Origin of the sequence: Thalassovita sp. (assembly GCF_034670005.1) — a bacterium.
Lineage (GTDB): Bacteria > Pseudomonadota > Alphaproteobacteria > Rhodobacterales > Rhodobacteraceae > Thalassobius.
Genome location: NZ_JAXMOH010000006.1, coordinates 74,701 through 92,207 on the forward strand (window position 1 = coordinate 74,701; position 17,507 = coordinate 92,207).

Annotated in this window: 15 protein-coding genes and 1 pseudogene; 6 read left to right on the plus strand and 10 right to left on the minus strand. The window is 60.1% G+C overall.

Annotation, left to right across the window (positions count from 1 at the left end; all coding sequences use genetic code 11):
- Nucleotides 1-123: 123 nt before the first annotated feature.
- A complete protein-coding gene (locus tag VOI23_RS12105) occupies nucleotides 124-2,640 on the minus strand; it encodes an ABC transporter permease (protein WP_323785096.1) in 2,517 nt (838 codons plus the stop codon).
- A complete protein-coding gene (locus tag VOI23_RS12110; RefSeq protein ID WP_323785097.1) occupies nucleotides 2,637-3,329 on the minus strand; it encodes an ABC transporter ATP-binding protein in 693 nt (230 codons plus the stop codon). The genes VOI23_RS12105 and VOI23_RS12110 overlap by 4 nt, the downstream gene beginning before the upstream one ends.
- Here VOI23_RS12110 and VOI23_RS12115 point away from each other — a divergent pair.
- The 3 genes from VOI23_RS12115 to kynU all read left to right on the plus strand — a co-directional run bounded on the left by VOI23_RS12115 (nucleotide 3,328) and on the right by kynU (nucleotide 6,154).
- A complete protein-coding gene (locus VOI23_RS12115) occupies nucleotides 3,328-4,008 on the plus strand; it encodes an arylesterase (protein ID WP_416376529.1) in 681 nt (226 codons plus the stop codon). The genes VOI23_RS12110 and VOI23_RS12115 overlap by 2 nt on opposite strands.
- Nucleotides 4,009-4,118: 110 nt before the next feature.
- Nucleotides 4,119-4,958, plus strand: a complete 840-nt coding sequence (locus tag VOI23_RS12120; RefSeq protein ID WP_323785098.1) for a tryptophan 2,3-dioxygenase — start codon at nucleotides 4,119-4,121, stop codon at nucleotides 4,956-4,958.
- 2 nt (nucleotides 4,959-4,960) lie between these two features.
- Entirely contained in the window at nucleotides 4,961-6,154 is a 1,194-nt protein-coding gene (kynU, locus tag VOI23_RS12125; protein ID WP_323785099.1) for a kynureninase, read from the plus strand.
- Nucleotides 6,155-6,173: 19 nt separating this feature from the next.
- On the opposite strand, the gene VOI23_RS12130 is transcribed toward kynU, so the two are convergent.
- On the minus strand, nucleotides 6,174-7,079 hold the full coding sequence (locus VOI23_RS12130) for a DUF6782 family putative metallopeptidase (RefSeq protein ID WP_323785100.1): 906 nt from the start codon (nucleotides 7,077-7,079) through the stop codon (nucleotides 6,174-6,176).
- A gap of 35 nt (nucleotides 7,080-7,114) precedes the next feature.
- Here VOI23_RS12130 and lepA point away from each other — a divergent pair, with 35 nt between their 5' ends.
- The gene (lepA, locus tag VOI23_RS12135) at nucleotides 7,115-8,914 is read left to right on the plus strand and encodes a translation elongation factor 4 (RefSeq protein WP_323785101.1); all 1,800 of its coding nucleotides are present in this window, start codon (nucleotides 7,115-7,117) and stop codon (nucleotides 8,912-8,914) included.
- Nucleotides 8,915-9,170: 256 nt separating this feature from the next.
- Nucleotides 9,171-10,097, plus strand: coding sequence for a hypothetical protein (locus tag VOI23_RS12140; protein WP_323785103.1), 927 nt, complete (start codon nucleotides 9,171-9,173; stop codon nucleotides 10,095-10,097).
- A gap of 118 nt (nucleotides 10,098-10,215) precedes the next feature.
- On the opposite strand, the pseudogene VOI23_RS18575 reads toward VOI23_RS12140, so the two are convergent.
- Both VOI23_RS18575 and VOI23_RS12145 read right to left on the minus strand, forming a co-directional pair.
- A pseudogene (locus tag VOI23_RS18575) lies at nucleotides 10,216-10,441 on the minus strand (REP-associated tyrosine transposase); the annotation flags it as partial.
- 108 nt (nucleotides 10,442-10,549) lie between these two features.
- The gene (locus VOI23_RS12145; RefSeq protein ID WP_323785104.1) at nucleotides 10,550-11,839 is read right to left on the minus strand and encodes an Nramp family divalent metal transporter; all 1,290 of its coding nucleotides are present in this window, start codon (nucleotides 11,837-11,839) and stop codon (nucleotides 10,550-10,552) included.
- A gap of 161 nt (nucleotides 11,840-12,000) precedes the next feature.
- Between VOI23_RS12145 and mntR the strand changes: the two genes are divergently transcribed.
- On the plus strand, nucleotides 12,001-12,429 hold the full coding sequence (gene mntR, locus VOI23_RS12150) for a manganese-binding transcriptional regulator MntR (RefSeq protein ID WP_323785105.1): 429 nt from the start codon (nucleotides 12,001-12,003) through the stop codon (nucleotides 12,427-12,429).
- 58 nt (nucleotides 12,430-12,487) lie between these two features.
- On the opposite strand, the gene VOI23_RS12155 is transcribed toward mntR, so the two are convergent.
- The 5 genes from VOI23_RS12155 to VOI23_RS12175 form a co-directional block, all read right to left on the minus strand.
- Nucleotides 12,488-13,273 (minus strand): proteasome-type protease, encoded by a 786-nt coding sequence (locus VOI23_RS12155; protein ID WP_323785107.1) that lies wholly within the window; start codon nucleotides 13,271-13,273, stop codon nucleotides 12,488-12,490.
- A 39-nt stretch (nucleotides 13,274-13,312) separates the two neighbouring features.
- The gene (locus VOI23_RS12160) at nucleotides 13,313-14,128 is read right to left on the minus strand and encodes a transglutaminase family protein (protein WP_323785108.1); all 816 of its coding nucleotides are present in this window, start codon (nucleotides 14,126-14,128) and stop codon (nucleotides 13,313-13,315) included.
- 5 nt (nucleotides 14,129-14,133) lie between these two features.
- A complete protein-coding gene (locus VOI23_RS12165; protein WP_323785109.1) occupies nucleotides 14,134-15,075 on the minus strand; it encodes an alpha-E domain-containing protein in 942 nt (313 codons plus the stop codon).
- A 4-nt stretch (nucleotides 15,076-15,079) separates the two neighbouring features.
- Nucleotides 15,080-16,510: a circularly permuted type 2 ATP-grasp protein gene (locus VOI23_RS12170; RefSeq protein WP_323785110.1), complete on the minus strand. Its 1,431-nt coding sequence runs from the start codon at nucleotides 16,508-16,510 to the stop codon at nucleotides 15,080-15,082.
- 121 nt (nucleotides 16,511-16,631) lie between these two features.
- Nucleotides 16,632-17,408, minus strand: a complete 777-nt coding sequence (locus VOI23_RS12175) for a DeoR/GlpR family DNA-binding transcription regulator (RefSeq protein WP_323785111.1) — start codon at nucleotides 17,406-17,408, stop codon at nucleotides 16,632-16,634.
- Nucleotides 17,409-17,507: the final 99 nt, after the last annotated feature.

Consider the following 17,507-nt stretch of genomic DNA (forward strand, 5'->3'; position numbering starts at 1 on the left):
TCTGCGTCGCGGGCAGTCCATCACAAACATATTCAGATTTCATTGATTCAGATCAGGCCGGGCAGGAAAATCCGTCGCCGGTCGGGGCAGGGCGGCGTTTTGCCAAAACCGCGCCGCCCGCCCTTATTCACGCGCCCTGAGCGTCTCAACCGGACGCATGTTCAGCGCCTGCCAGGCAAATCCGATTCCGGCCAGCACCGTCGCAGCCACCCCGCCCAGCACGATCCCCAGCGCCGAAGTCCAGATCACCTCGAACCCGGTTTCCATCACGAAATGCATCACCGCCCAGCCGCCCGCGACCCCCGCGGCCAGCGCGACCAAAGCCGCCGCCGCCCCCAGCAATGCCGCGCGCAATGCGAAACTGCCAAGGATTTTCGCCCGTGTCGCGCCCAGCGTTTTCAGCACCGCCGCCTCGTATCTGCGTTCCGGGGCACCTGCTGCCGCCGCCCCGATCAGCACCAGAAACCCGGTCAACAAAGTCGCCGCCGCCGCCCAGGACGTCGCCGCAGCGATCCCGTCCAGCATCTGCGACACCCGGTCGATCGCATCGCGCACCCGGATCGCTGTAATATTGGGATAAGCGCCGGTCAGATCGCGTAAAATCGCCGGCTCCGCCGTTTCTTCTGCATAGACGGTTGCGATGAAACTGTGCGGCGCGCCCGCCAGCGCCGCCTCGTTCATCGCCAGGACAAATCCCATCCCGGCAGTGGAAAAATCCACTTCGCGGAAACTGGCGATGGTGCCGGTAATATCGCGCCCAAGGATATTGAGGGTCATCGTATCGCCCAGATGCAGGCCCATTTCTTCGGCCTCTTCGGCGGCGAAACTGATCAGCGGCGCTCCGCTGTAATCGCGCGGCCACCAATCGCCTGCGACCAGCTTGGTGTTCTCGGGCTGGGTGGCGGCATAGGTGACGCCCCGATCGCCGCGCAATACCCAATGATCGCCTGCCACGTCGCGGGCGGGTTGGTCATTGATCCGGGTGATAACCCCGCGCAGCATCGGCGCGTGTTCAACCCGGCTGACTGATGTATCGCCGTCCAGCCGGGCCAGAAATCCGTCGATCTGGTCCTTCTGAATATCGACAAAGAAAAACGACGGTGCCTTGTCCGGAAGGTCCCGGGCAATTGCGCCGCGCAGATTGCCGTCAATCTGGCCGACCGCCGCCAAAACCGTCAGACCCAGCCCCAGCGACAACACCACCGGGGTGGCTTCGTCGCGCATGCCGCCAATCGCGGCCAGCGCCCAACGCAGTGCCGCGTGGCCCCGTGCCAGCGGGGTGCCGACCCGGGCCAATTTGCGGATTGCCCGCGCCGCCAGCGCCAGCGCGACCAATGACAGCAATATCCCCCCCGCGGTCCACAGCGTCAGCCGCCAGGTGCCGGAAAACAGGATCGCCGCCCCGATCAGTGCGACCGTCAGCCCCAGCGTAATCAGGACATAACGCAGCGGCGGCAATATCCGCGCCCCGGCCATTGCATCACGGAACAGCGTCGCGGCCCGCACCTCGCCGGTGCGCGCCAATGGCCACAGGGTGAAAATCAATGCTGTCAATGCGCCATAGATCGCCGCCTCGATCAGCGGCGCAGGAAAGACCGTGAAATCAGCCGGCACTGGCAATTGCGCCGCCAACAGCGGCCCTGCAGCCAAAGGCACCCCGGCCCCCAATAGCAGCCCCAGCGCGATGCCCAGCACCGACAGTGCCCCGATTTGCAGGAAATAGATCTGGAAAATGGTGCGCTGATCCGCGCCCAGACTGCGCAGGGTGGCGATCACCCCGGTTTTTCCGGCCAGATAGGCCCGCACCGCAGCCGATACGCCAACGCCACCAACCGCCAAACCGGACAGGCCGACAAGGATCAAAAACGCCCCGATCCGGTCGACAAAGGTCTTGATCCCCGGTGCCCCGTTGCGGGCATCGCGCCAGCGCAGCCCGCTGTCTTCGAACTGCTGCATCGCCTGTCGTTTCAACGGGCCCAGTTCGGTTTCTGGCGGCAATGCCAACCGGTATTTGCTGCTATAAAGCGTCCCCGGCGCCAACAGGCCGGACGCGGCCAGATCGGCCGTGCGTACCATCGTGCGCGGCCCCAGGGCAAAGCCATCCGCCGCACCATCGGGTTCGCGCTCCAATGCGGCGGTCAGCACGAAATCCTGTGTGCCCAACCGGAACCTGTCGCCAATTTCGATCCCCATCTGCGCGATCAGCAAAGGGTCCATCACCGCACCGGGCAGGCCGTCCTGACCCGCCAGCGCCGCGCCCAGCTCCATCGCCGGGTCAAGCGTGACCGCGCCCACCAGCGGATAGGCGTCATCGACCGATTTCACCTGTGTCAGCATCCGGGTGTCGCCCCGCGTCGCCATCGACCGGAAATCGCTGACCTCGGACACCGCAACCGCCCGCGCCGCCATCCAGTCGCGTTCGTCTTCGCTGGCAAAGCGATAGGTGAATTCCATTTCGGCATCGCCACCCAGCAAAGCCGCGCCTTCGCGCGCCAGCCCGGCCTCGATCCCCGCGCGCACACTGCCCACGGCGGCAATCGCCGCCACGCCCAGCGTCAGGCAGGCCAGAAAGATGCGGAACCCCTTCAGACCGCCGCGCAATTCCCGCCGGGCCAGCCGTGCCGCGATTCTCAGGCTCATGCCACCGCCTCTTGGCTGGCATCTTCGATCCGGCCATCGCGCAGATGCACCACCCGGTCGCAGCGGCTGGCCAGGTCCGGCGCATGGGTGACCAGAACCAAGGTTGCGCCGTGACGGTCGCGCAACCCGAACAGCAGATCAATGATCGCCGCGCCATTGGTCCCGTCCAGATTGCCGGTCGGTTCATCGGCCAGTAAAATCTTTGGCCGCGGTGCCGACGCCCGCGCCAGCGCCACCCGCTGTTGTTCGCCGCCCGACATTTGCGACGGGTAATGGTCGGCGCGGCTTTCCAACCCGACCGTCTGCAATTCTTCCATCGCGCGGTCGAACGCATCTTTATGCCCGGCCAGTTCCAGTGGCGTAGCGACATTTTCCAGCGCGGTCATGGTCGGGATCAGATGGAAGGACTGGAACACGATGCCCATATTGCCGCGCCGGAACCGGGCCAACTGGTCTTCGTCCATCGTGGTCAGGTTCCGCCCCAGCGCCCGCACTTGCCCCGAACTGGCCTGTTCCAGACCGCCCATCAACATCAGCAGCGAAGATTTGCCGGATCCTGACGGTCCCACCAATCCGAGGCTTTCACCGCTCTGGACATCCAGAGTAATGCCGTGAAGTATTTTCACGCGACCGGCATTGCCATCCAGAGAAAGGGTTGCATCTGTAAGGGAAAGAACGGGATCAGACATGCGGTTTTACCAATTTTTGCAAACTCTTGTGTCATATGGGGCCAGCGCCTTGCGCGGCAAGTCCCTTGCGGTGTTGATGCTGCTTCTGCCTGTGCCCGGTTTTGCCGCGCCGGTCACGCTGGTGGCCTTTGGCGACAGTCTGACCCAAGGCTATGGGCTGATCGAACAGGACGGGTTCGTGCCGCAGCTGCGCGGCTGGCTGGCCGATCACGGTGCCACAGCGCGGGTCATCAATGCCGGCGTGTCGGGCGATACCACGTCGGGCGGATTGGCGCGGATCGACTGGACGCTGACCGATGATGTCGACGCGATGATTCTGACGCTGGGCGGCAATGACGTGCTGCGCGGCACCGACCCGGGGCTGGTCCGCGCCAATATTCGTGGCATTTTGCAGGTGGCGCAGGTCAAAGGCGTCGAAGTCCTGCTGGTCGGGATGCAGTCGCCGGGCAATTACGGTCCTGATTATGCCCGCGATTTCAACGCGATCTGGCCCGAACTGGCAACAGAATTCAACGCGCTCTATGTGACCAGCTTTTTTGAGGGGCTGGGCACCGACGATCCGGCACAGCTGCGCGATCTGTTCCAACCCGACGGCATCCACCCCAATGCCGACGGCGTTGCGCTGATCGTTGACGCTTTGGGGCCGCATGTGCTGGAATTGCTGGCCCGGCTGGACTGAAGGCCCGGTTGACAGGTGCCGACCGGCATCTGATTGCCAAGCCTTCGGGTATGCGCATAGTCTCCCGGTAAAGAGTCGGGCCGCGATAACGCGGCCAAGGGAGAGCATTCATGAGTAACAAGATCATTGATCCGGGCCGCGATGGCGCCAGGATGAATTTCCGCGACGCGATGTCTTATGGCGATTACCTGTGCCTCGATGCGCTGCTGGATCAGCAACACCCGCAAAGCGACGCACCGGACGAATTGCTGTTCATCATTCAGCACCAGACCAGCGAATTGTGGATGAAACTGGCGATCCATGAACTGTCCGGTGCCCGCAATGCGCTGAACGCGGGCGACATGGCCCCGATGTTCAAGATGCTGGCCCGGGTCAGCCGGATATTCGAACAGCTCAACAATGCATGGGACGTGCTGCGCACCATGACGCCGGCCGATTACACCCGTTTTCGCGAAGCGTTGGGGCCGTCATCGGGGTTCCAGTCCTATCAATACCGGATGATCGAATACGTGCTGGGCAACCGCAATGCCAACATGCTGAAGCCACATGAACACCTGCCCGACGTGCATCAGATGCTGACGGACGAATTGGCCAGACCCAGCTTCTATGACGATGTGATCCGGCATCTGTTTATCACCATCGACGGACCCGACGCGCAAATTCCCGCCCCGCAGCTTAACACGCCGCACATGCCCGTCCCCGAGGTGCAGGCCAAATGGAAACTGGTCTATGAAGACGTGCAAACCCATTGGACCCTGTATGAACTGGCCGAAAAGCTTGTCGATCTCGAAGATTACTTCCGTCGCTGGCGCTTCAATCATGTCACCACGGTCGAACGCGTCATCGGTTTCAAACGCGGCACCGGCGGCACGTCGGGGGTCGATTACCTGAAAAAGATGCTCAGCGTCGAACTTTTCCCTGAACTCTGGCAATTGCGAGGAGAACTCTAATCATGGCATCGCAACTTCCGCGCAAAGACCTCTTCGATCTGCCAGAGGGTGTGATCTATCTCGACGGCAATTCTCTGGGCCCACTGCCCAAAGGGTCCGCTGATCGCGCCGCGCAGGTGATCGGCGCCGAATGGGGGGGCGAACTGATCAAGGCCTGGAATACCGCCGGCTGGATGGCGTTGCCCAAGAAGGTCGGCGACCGCATCGCCGGGCTGATCGGCGCGCCCGAAGGATCGGTTGCCACCGGCGACACCTTGTCGATCAAGGTCTATCAGGCCTTGGCGGCCGCGCTGAAAATGCGCCCCGACCGGCGGGTGATCCTGTCGGATAGCGGCAATTTCCCCTCCGATCTTTACATGGCGCAAGGGCTGATCGACACGATCGACAAGGGCTATGCGCTCAAAACTCCAGCGCCCGAAGATGTGGCCGACGCCATCACCGAAGATGTTGCGGTCGTGATGCTGACCCAGGTCGATTACCGGTCCGGCCGGATGCATGACATGGCCGCGATAACCCGCAAAGCCCACGACATGGGCGCGGTGATGATCTGGGATTTGGCCCATTCGGCTGGCGCGGTGCCGGTCGATCTGACCGGGTGTAACGCTGAATTCGCGGTTGGGTGCAGCTACAAATACCTCAATGGCGGCCCCGGCGCACCCGCCTTCATCTATGTCCGCCCCGATCTGGCGACCACGGTGCAACCGGCGCTGGCGGGATGGCTGGGGCATGATGCGCCGTTCGCGATGGAACTGACCTACCGCCCGGCGATGTCGACCGAACGGATGCGCGTCGGCACACCACCGATTGTGCAACTGTCGATCCTCGATCATGCGTTGGACGTCTGGGATGGGATCGATATGGCCGATCTGCGCGCGGCCTCGATAGTGCTGTCCGAACGGTTCATTTCCGAGGTGGAGGCGCGCTGCCCGCAGCTGACGCTTGCATCGCCGCGCGATCCCGCACAGCGCGGATCACAGGTGTCATTCGCCTTCGAACATGGCTATGCCGCGATGCAGGCTTGTATCGATCACGGCGTGATCGGCGATTTCCGCGCTCCTGACATCATGCGCTTTGGCTTCACCCCGCTTTATATCGACGAGGCGGACGTCATCGCCGCCGCCGGGGTGATCGAAAAGGTGATCGCAGACGAACTGTGGCGCGATCCGAAATATCAAACCGTGTCGAAAGTGACCTGAAACCGGGGCATTCCCGCGCCTAGCGCGGGAACGCCCCATCGGGTTCGGCGCAGGGATAGGGCGTGCCGTCGGGCAGGTGGCATAGCTGCGTGAAGTAATCCGGCGGCACCAGCTCGTACCGGGGCAGGGCTTTGCTTTCTTCGATCCGGGTCAGGTATGCGTTGCAGATGCTCAGGTAATATTGCTCGACCCGTTCCGGTGACCGGTACCATTGGTCGAACGCGGCGCTGGCCGCATCGCTGGGCGTGTCGCTGACCGCCATTTCTTCGGCAAAGCGGGCCGCGATGTCGCGTGCCGAAGGCCAATCCTCGATCGCCTGCCACGGACCGGCATCGCCGTTCTGGCGCAGCCACCACGTCGCCAACAGCATCACCGCCGACGCGTCGGCCTCCAGCGCCAGAACAGCCCGCGCGGTTTCCTGCATCGACATTTCGGGGGCCGGGCAAACCGCGCTGCGGAACTGATCCAGATGCCTCAATTCATGCAGCAGGATCGCCAACAGGATATCGTCGCCCAACCGGGCGTTCAGGACGATCCGGCTTGCATCAGCCTGCATATATCCATGTTCTTCATATAGCTGCCCCGACAGACAAATGTCGGGACCAAGCTCGCGCAATGCCGTATGCAGCGACGGCAGAACCTCCAGCACAGGCGCCAACCGCAGCAGCAGGCCGGTGATCCTTTGCTGCTGTGGACTGTTCGGCTCTGCACCGGCCGTCAGGCACTCTTCGGGCGCGGCGATACCGGCTTGCGCCGATGCTTCGGCGCAAAGGACGAAAAGCCACAGAATTGCGAACCCGAACACCCGTGTCATGTGACCCAGCATGCCCTCAACACGTCCTTCAGGACAAGGGACCATGCCGTTCTTTTCCGCTTCGGCCACGAAACCGGGTGAAACACATACGGCCCCGCGCACGAGCCCCATTGACCAATCGGCAATTCCACAGCATATCCCGATCCATGACCGATCTCGCACATATCCGCAACTTCTCCATCGTGGCCCATATCGACCACGGTAAATCCACATTGGCCGACCGGCTGATTCAGTCCACCAATACGGTGGCGGAACGGGACATGAAGGCCCAGATGCTTGACGCGATGGATATCGAGCGCGAGCGCGGCATCACCATCAAGGCCAACTCGGTGCGGATCGAGTATGTCGCCAAGGATGGCGAAACCTATGTGCTGAACCTGATCGACACCCCCGGCCATGTGGACTTCGCCTATGAGGTCAGCCGCTCGATGCAGGCGGTCGAGGGATCGCTGCTGGTGGTGGACGCCTCGCAAGGGGTCGAAGCGCAGACGCTCGCCAATGTCTATCAGGCGATCGAGGCCGATCACGAGATCGTGCCGGTTCTGAACAAGATCGACCTGCCCGCCGCCGATCCCGAGCGGGTGAAGGAAAACATCGAGGACGTGATCGGCATCGACGCGCAGGACGCGATCCCGATCTCCGCCAAGAGCGGCCTGGGCATTCCCGACGTTCTGGAGGCCATCGTCCACCGTCTGCCCGCCCCGAAGGGCGACCGCGACGCGCCGCTGAAGGCGATGCTGGTGGACAGCTGGTACGACCCTTATCTGGGCGTGGTGGTCCTGATCCGCGTCATCGACGGCGTGATCAAGAAGGGCGACCAGATCAAGATGATGCGCACCGGCGCCACCTACAAGATCGACAAGCTGGCCGTGCTGAAGCCGCAGATGGTCGATTTCCCCGAACTGGGGCCGGGCGAGATCGGCGTCTTCACCGCGCAGATCAAGCAGGTGCGCGACACCAAGGTCGGCGACACCATCACCCATGAAAAGAAGCCCTGCGCGGCGCCGCTGCCGGGCTTCAAGCCGTCGATCCCGGTGGTGTTCTGCGGGCTGTTCCCGGTGGATGCGAACGATTTCGAGGATTTGCGCGACGCGATCGAGAAGCTGCAGCTGAACGACGCCTCCTTCTCGTCCGAGATGGAAACCTCCGCCGCGCTGGGCTTCGGCTTCCGCTGCGGCTTCCTCGGCCTGTTGCATCTCGAGGTGATCCGCGACCGGCTGGAACGCGAATACAATCTGGACCTGATCACCACCGCGCCCTCGGTGGTCTATCACCTGCACATGAAGGACGGCTCCATGACGGAGCTGCACAACCCCGCCGACATGCCCGACCTGACCTATGTGGATCACGTCGAGGAACCGCGCATCAAGGCCACCATCATGGTGCCCGACGAATATCTCGGCGACGTGCTCAAGCTCTGCCAGGACCGGCGCGGCATCCAGATGGACCTGACCTATGCCGGCACCCGCGCGATGGTGGTCTATGACCTGCCGCTGAACGAGGTGGTGTTCGACTTCTACGACCGCCTGAAATCGGTGACCAAGGGCTATGCGTCCTTCGATTACCAGATGATCGGCTATCGCCAGGACAACCTGGTGAAGATGCAGATCCTGGTGAATGACGAACCGGTGGACGCGCTGTCGATGATGGTGCATCGCGACCGGGCCGAACTGCGCGGCCGCGCCATGTGCGAGAAACTGAAGGACCTGATCCCGCGCCACATGTTCAAGATCCCGATCCAGGCCGCCATCGGCGGCAAGGTGATCGCCCGCGAAACCCTGTCGGCCCTGCGCAAGGACGTCACCGCGAAATGTTACGGCGGCGACGCCACGCGGAAGAAGAAGCTGCTGGAAAAGCAGAAGGCGGGCAAGAAGAAGATGCGCCAGTTCGGCAAGGTCGAGATCCCGCAGGAAGCGTTCATCTCGGCGTTGAAGATGGACGATTGAGGCAGGCGGATCATAGGCCGTAGGCCGGGCTTCAGCCCGGCACCCCGCCCCACCAAAGCCCGCCATCCGGCGGGCTTTTCGTTTCTGGCTCCAAAGCTTTGTGCAGCCCGGCCAAATCGAAGATTTGGCAGCGCCCGACCCGTCCCATGGGCGGGTGTTAAACTTGAGCAAGCCAAGTCGTTGTCTGTTCTTGAAAAAACTTGAACGGGTATCGTTCTTCATGCACAAACATCTAAAATAGTTTAGAGGTGTTCTGATGCAAGATGATACCCAGATTGAGTTGGTAGTTTCGTTGGCTGGTGGAAAGAGCGATACCCACCAAGTCCCAGCTTTTACGGCTTTGGATAGCGCCCATGCAATGTCTCAAGCGCTAATGATGATTATATATTTTGCTCAAACTGGAGAAATAAGAAGGCGAAATTTTAAAGACTTGGACTTGCAACTCGATCTCAAAACTACGCGACCAGGTTCTTATGAGTTCGTTTTTGAGTTTTCGCAGTTTGCTCCATATCTGATCGAGGCTTATGGAAGCGGTTTAGCAAACGCATCTTGGAAGTTGATTGAGACTGTTTTCAACCGGGCTACCGGTCTCTCAGGCTCAAAGGAAATTGAAGAAGCAGAAGATGACGGGCGCATTAATGCCGGAGATCTTGGAGCTTTGATCCAAGCGACCGAACCTTCCGTAAGACGTGCACACTCTGCAATCAACCACGGCTCTTCTAACATAAATATTTTCGTGACGGGTGACGATAATACGATCAACCTCGATGCTGAGAGTAAGGAGTATATGTATGAAAGTATTTTCAACGATGAAACTCGTTCTCAGAGGTTCTTGGTAACAAGCTTCGATGGAAGGAATAGAACAGGGCGCTTGTTCGATTTGGAGCAAGAACAGGCGTTTACCTTTGATTTGCTTGCGGAAGCAGACAGGAAATCGCTCACTGTGATTGTCGATGCAGCGAGAGCATATGCTTTGCGCCAGAAGGGGAAGTTCGACGAGAATATGGAAGCTGTATGTGCATTTACTTCTGTAGATGCACCAGATGGTCGAACTAAAAGACTGAAAGTCTTTGCAGCGGCTCGTGAGTTTGATGAGCTAGAAGTCGGGCAAATTCCAGATGTAACGAATGCGGCGAAACAAATCGAAGATCATAGTGACGATGATGGCGATGTGATCGAGTAATGTTAAACAGCTAATCGCCCCTACAGATCACCAGACCACCCAAGCCCGCGCAAAGCAAGCCGTAGGGTGGGGTTTCACCCCACCATTGCCCACCAACGATGGTGCGCTTCACCGCACCCTACATCATCAAATCCATGTCGCTTGAAAACCGCCCATCCCGATGCACCGACGAAAACGGCCACTCCTCGGGCGTTGCCACCAACCCCGTGTTTCACCGGGTTCATCCAACAATACCGCAAATGCGCGCGGAAATCGGCCTCATCCCGGATGTGGTGGTCCCAAAACCGCCTTTGCCAAATCCCGGCATCGCCTTTGCGCAGCTTCGACGCCGACCTCTGGGTGGGGTTACACCCTGCCGCGATCCCGACCCATCCCGGGCCGGGCGCTGGCTTGCGTCAAATGTCGTGACCCTTGGGGCTGGCAACACCGCGCCGCGCTGAAAATCCGGCGTCTTACCCAGCCAGAAACGGCATCGGAACCCCGAACGTATCCGCCAGCAGGACGAAGTTCAGCGCCAGAACCGCCGTCGCCCCCAGCACCGCCAGACCGCGCAGCACCGGTCCGACGCAGAAATCCCCCATGATGTCGCGGCGGGCGGAAAACACGATCAGTGCGATCATCGGCACCGGCAGGGCGATGGACAGGATGACCTGGCTCACCACCAGGGCCTGCGTTGCGTTCACCCCCATCGCCACCACGACAAAGGCGGGCAGCATCGTCACCAGCCGGCGCAGCCAGATCGGCACCCGGATATGCAGGAACCCTTGCATGATCATCTGCCCCGCCATGGTGCCCACCACCGAACTGGAAATCCCCGACGCGATCAGCGAGGTCAGGAATATCCCCGCCGCCGCAGCGCCCAGCAGCGGCGTCAGCGTGTGATAGGCGGTTTCGATTTCGGCCACCTCCGAATATCCCTGATGAAAGGCGCTGGCGGCCATCATCACCATCGCCATGTTGACCATGCCCGCCACGGCCAGCGCCAGAACGACTTCGATATTGGAAAATTTCAGAACTTTGCGCCGGTCGTCATCATTGCGTACATCCGCGCGCGACTGGGTCAGGCCGGAATGCAGGTAGATCGCGTGCGGCATCACCGTGGCCCCGATGATCCCGACCGCAATGGTCAAGGCCGCGCTGTCTGGCAATACCGGCTGCATCATGCCCTGCGCTGCTGCGGGCCAATCGACCGTGGCGATCAACAGCTCGGCCAGGTAACACAGCCCGATCACCGCCACCAGCGCGCCAATGATCAGCTCCATCGGGCGGAACCCCTGCCGTTCGAACAACAGGATGGCATAGGTCACGACCGCGGTGATCGCCATTCCGACGATCAGCGGCAGGTTGAACAACAGCGCCAGCCCGATCGCCCCGCCCAGAAATTCGGCCAGATCGGTGGCCATGGCGGCGACTTCGCTGACCGCCCACATCACCCAGACCAAGGGTCGGGGGAAATGATCGCGCGACAATTCGGCAAGGTTCTTGCCCGTCACGATGCCCAGCCGCGCCGACAATGACTGGAACAGCATCGCAATCAGGTTGGCCAGCAAAACCACCCAAAGCAGGGTATAGCCATAGCCCGCGCCGGCCTGAATATTGGTCGCATAATTACCCGGGTCCATATAGGCGACCGAGGCAATGATCGCGGGACCGGCGAACAGAAGCCTGCTGCGCCAGCCATGGCGTTGTCCGGTCAGAACGGCGGTGATGCCGCTACGCGTTCTGTGTGTCATGTTTTGCATACAGGGACTCGCTGTTAGCTTGCGCTCGTATTTATAGCCTTTGCTATATAGTGTACAATCGTAAAATTGTAATTGCTCCGACTTGTCTGCTGAATGATCTGGTAATTTTAATAAGCCTTGGCTATACAAGCTTCCTGACCCATAAATTTGGGATTACGCCCATGCCCGACACCCCCGTAGAGCCGCAGCAACAGGCCGACCGGTTTTCCCGCGCCCGGCAGATGCAATCGGTCGCCCTGCTGGAAGATTACGTCGAGATGATCGGGGATCTGCTTGCCGACCTGGGCGAAGCGCGGGTTGCCGATATTGCCGAACGGATGGGCGTGGCCCAACCGACCGCGACCAAGGCCATAGCAAGGCTCAAGCGCGAAGGGCTGGCCACGGCACGGCCCTATCGTGGAGTGTTCCTGACAGAAGCGGGCACCGCGCTTGCCGATCGTGTCCGCGCCCGCCACCGCATGGTGGTCGAATTGCTGATCGCGGTCGGCGTGCCCGAGGATGTCGCCGAAATGGATGCAGAAGGGATCGAACACCATGTGTCGAAACGCACCTTGGCGGCGTTCGAAGAGTTCCTGAAAAACCGGGAATAGAAATCCGGGCGGCAGGCGGGGCAAATTGGCAAGCCGCGGCGGCTGCCCGTTGCTCTGCTCAGCTTTCGGAATCTTTGTGACGGAAACTCGCCTCGGGTTCGGACAGGGATTTGTTGAAATCGAAATCCGGCAGGCTGGCAAAGGCTTCGCGCAACGCCACGCCCCAGCCATCCGAGATTTCGCGGAAATAGGCGTTTTCGGTGTCGATCCTGAACACTTTGCCGGTTTTCCGGCTGTCCTTTTCATAGACATGCACATCCAGCGGCGGGCTGACCGACAGGTTGGCCTTGATGGTGGAATCGAACGACACCAGCAACAGCTTGATAGCATCTTCGAAACTCATCGCCGGATCATAGGCGCGCAGGATGATCGGGCGGCCATATTTGGTTTCACCGATCTGGAAAAACGGAGTGTCGTCGCTGGCTTCGATGAAATTGCCTTCGGGATAGATCAGGAACAACCGCATCTGGCCGTCGCCGACCTGGCCACCCACCAGCAGCGTCGCGTGGAAAGTGCCCTCGGCGCGCTGGCCGTTCTCGCTGTTGTTTCGGATCACTTCGCGCAGGGTTTCACCCACCATTGTGGCGACCTGAAACATGCTTTCGCAGCTCAGAATTCCCGGGTCACGTTCAGCCACTTCCTTGGCGCGTTCCTCCAGCAGGCTGACCACCGCCTGGGTGGTGGCCAGATTGCCAGCACTCATCAGGGTGATCGACCGTGACCCGGGCTGTTCCCAGATACGCATCTTGCGGAAGGTTGAAATGTTATCGACACCGGCATTGGTGCGGGTGTCGGACATGAATACCATGCCGCAGTTCAGGGTAAGGCCGACGCAATAGGTCATGATAGGGGCCCGATTCTCTCAATGAGCGGAATACTGACCCTATTGATCAGTCTGCGCCTGAACTTTCAACGCCACATGTAGGTCTTCGTGTCCCGACCCGTGTCGAATGCCATGAATTGGCGTAGCGTCACGATAATCGCGCCCGATTGCGACCCGGACATAGCGGTCATCTGGACAGATTTCATTCGCCGCGTCAAATCCGATCCAGCCCAGTCCTTCGATCCAGATTTCGCACCATGCATGGCTGGCATCCTGATCTTCGATATCTTCCATGTACAGGTAACCGGATACATAGCGGGCGGGCCATCCGATCATCCGCGCCGCCGCGATCATGATATGGGCATAGTCCTGACACACCCCCTTGCCATCTTGCAGCGCCTCTTCGGCGGTGGTGTGGCTGGCGGTGTGGCCGGGGGTGAAGGTCATCAACTTGGACACTTTCGCAGACAGCCGGTGGGCGCGTTCCAGACCGGTTTCATTCGGTTTCGGCTTCATCTTCGACGCCAGTTGCCGCAGCGTTTTGCCCGGGGCGGTGAACGGCGTTGCCGCCTCGAACAGCCAAAGCGGGGCGCAATTTTTTTGCTGGCCGACTACCCCGGACCGGTCTTCGACCTCGACCAGACCTTCGCTGACGATTTCAACCCTTGTGGTGTCCGGTTCTATCAGCAGCAATTCGACCTGATTGCCGAATTCGTCCTCATAGCCGAGCTGCCGCGTGGCCCCCGTGGTGGTGGTCTGCCAGTCGAGAACATGCTGACCATGACCGGATCGCGGTATCAGCCGCAACTGTTGCAGCGCATAGGCGTCGGGGTGATCGTAACTGTAAGTCGTTACATGAGTTATTTTCAGCCGCATTGCTTTCACCCGTTAAACCGGAAGTCGTTTTCGATATGGCTGGCCAGCATCTGGTTGTCTCGGATCGACGCTTCCAGAAACTCATGCAACCCGTCTTCGAAAACGTCATCGACATGGCGGCCGGTGTATTTCGCGCAGATCGCATCGGCGAAATCCTGACACGGCTGGCGCAGGCCGTAATCCTGTTGCAGATGTTCCAGATTGCCGCGGATCTTTTCGTTACAGAAGGCCAGCGACCGCGGCATCCGTTTGTCGAGGATCAGGAAATCGGCCACTGCGGGGGCTGAAATATCGCCGCCATGCAACCAGCCAAAGGCGCGTTCGGCGGACACCGACCGCAGGATGTTTTCCCATTGCGTATTGTCCATCGACGATCCAACGAAGGACGCCGACGGTAACAGCACGTAATATTTCACGTCGAGGATACGCGCGGTATTGTCGGCACGTTCCACAAAGGTGCCCAGACGGCAGAAATTATAGATGTCATTACGCAGCATGGTCCCCGCCAGCGTACCGCGCACCACCGCCGTCTGGTTGCGGATTTCCTGCAGGACCTTGGGCAGGTTGCGGTCGCTGACCGGGCGGGCCAACGCCGCCTTCATCGCCATCCAGTATCCATTGACGGCTTCCCAGACTTCCGCCGACAGGGCCGTGCGCACCAGCCGCGCATTGGATCGCGCCACCCCGATCGACGACAGGACCGACGACGGATTATCGGTATCGCGCAACAGGAAATTGATTGCATGCGCGCCGTCAAAATCATCATATTTTTGTTCGTAAAGGTCACGGATTCCGGCCGTGTTGATGATCGATTCCCATTCATTGTCGCCATCACCCAGCCGGGTCAGGGCGATGCGCCAACCGGCGTCGATCAATCGTGCGGTGTTTTCGCAGCGTTCCAGATAGCGAAACATCCAGAACAGGCCGCCTGCGGTTTTTCCCAGCATCCGGTCAGTCCCCCAATACCCAAGTGTCTTTGGTGCCGCCGCCCTGGCTTGAATTGACCACCAGGGACCCCTCTTTCAACGCCACGCGGGTCAACCCGCCGGGGGTGATCCGGACCTGTTGCGGCGATACCAGAACGAAGGGGCGCAGGTCGACATGGCGCGGCGCCAGACCTTTCTTGGTCATGATCGGCACGGTGGACAGCGCCAACGTTGGTTGGGCGATATAGGCACCCGGCCGGGCCCGTAATTTCTTTTCGAACCGTGCCAATTCGCGTTTGCTTGCGGCCGGACCGACCAACATGCCGTAACCGCCCGATCCGTGCACTTCCTTGACCACCAGATCGGCAAGGTTGTCCAACACGTATTTCAGGCTGTCAGGTTCCGAACAGCGCCATGTCGGAACGTTCTGCAAAATCGCCTTCTCGCCAGTATAGAATTCGATGATATCGGGCATGTAGGAATACAGGGCCTTGTCATCTGCGATGCCGGTGCCCGGCGCGTTGGCGATGGTGATGCCCCCGGCCTTATAGACATCGAGGATACCCGGAACCCCCAGCAGGCTGTCGGGCCTGAAATTCAACGGGTCCAGATATTCGTCATCGACCCGGCGATAGATCACATCAATCGGGGTGAAACCGCGCGTGGTCCGCATCGCCACGCGACCGTCGATGATCCGCATGTCATGCGCCTCGACCAATTCGGCCCCCATCTGATCGGCCAGAAAGGCATGTTCGAAATAGGCCGAATTGTGAATCCCCGGGGTCAGTACCGCGATCACCGGTTTGTCACCGTCAAAGGCCGGCGGGGCGCAATCGGCCAGCGACCGGCGCAGGCTCTGTGGGTAGGAACTGACCGGGCGGACCTTCAGCTTGGTGAACAGCTCGGGGAACATCTGCAACATGGTTTCCCGGTTTTCCAGCATATAGGACACACCCGACGGGGTGCGCGCATTATCCTCCAGCACGTAGAATTCATTTTCGCCCGTGCGTACCAGATCGGTGCCCACGATATGGGTATAGACACCGCCGGGCGGGTTCACCCCGATCATCTTGGGTTCGAACGCGGCGTTGCGCGCGATAAGCTCCTGCGGCAGACGCCCGGCCCGGACGATTTCCTGCCGGTGATAGATGTCATGCAAAAAGGCGTTGATCGCCCGCACCCGTTGTTCGATGCCTTTTTCCAGACGCTGCCATTCACGCGCTGATATGATCCGCGGAATAATGTCGAACGGGATCAGCCGTTCATCGGCACCCTTTTGACCATAGACGTTGAAAGTGATCCCGATGCGGCGAAAAAACGCCTCTGCTTCCAGTGATTTTTTTCGCAGCTCCTTGGGATCTTCGCTTTCGAACCAGTCGAAATAGCGTGAATAGGGGCTGCGAGGCTGGTCGGCACCGCCGAACATTTCGTCGAAGAATTTTGATTGCGTATCCATGTACTCGCGATCGTTAAAGTGTTTCGTTCTCTGAGCAAAAAAGGAAAGCGCCCGGGATGCAATGAGCCGCGTATAGAATTGCGATCGTTCAGTGATATTTCCTAAGCAGAGAGACTATTTTTTAATCATTTATCAAAGTCGGAATTTTTACAACCTTCGTGTCCCGCTGGTCGCAAAGTGTCTGCACACCCTGTGGTGGCGCTTGGTCAGTGAAAAATGTATCTATTTCGGCCAGGTTGGCGATCCGCGCCGGGGCCGAACGGGTCCATTTCGAATGATCGGCCACCACAAACCGGCGCCGTGCATGGGCCAGGATGGTCTGGCTGACCCCGACTTCGGCCACGTCGAAATCCAGCAGATCCCCGCTTTCGTCCAGCGCGGAACAGCCGATCACCGCGATATCGGTTCGAAACTGTTCAATCATCCGCATGGTCAGGCTTCCGGTCAGGCCGCCATCCGACCGGCGCAGGCTGCCGCCCGCGACGATCACATCGCAATCGGGATTTTGCGCCAGAATATTGGCGATGTTCAGGTTGTTTGTCACCACCATCAGGTCACGGTGGGTCAGCAGCGCCCGAGCGACCGCTTCGGTGGTGGTGCCGATATTGAGAAACAGCGAGGCCCCGTCGGGGATCTGAGCCGCGCAGGCCGCCGCGATCCGGGCCTTGGCCGCAGCGTTCAGGCTGCGGCGGTCGTCATAGCCGATATTCTGCACCCCCGAAGGCAGCATCGCACCGCCATGCACGCGCTCCAGCCGACCTGCCTCGGCCAGTTCGCTCAGATCGCGTCGAATGGTCTGCACGGTGACGCCGAATTGGGCGGCCAGGTCCTCGACGCTGACCTTGCCCTGACGGCGGGCCAGTTCAAGGATTTCGGGATGGCGGAAATTTTGTGTCATGTGCTCGGCTCGTTTTTCGTTATTTTTCCTTTTTGATCCAAAACTGCAAGGAAAATCCCCCTATATGCGGTTGAAACACCAAATAGAGAATACAAACGA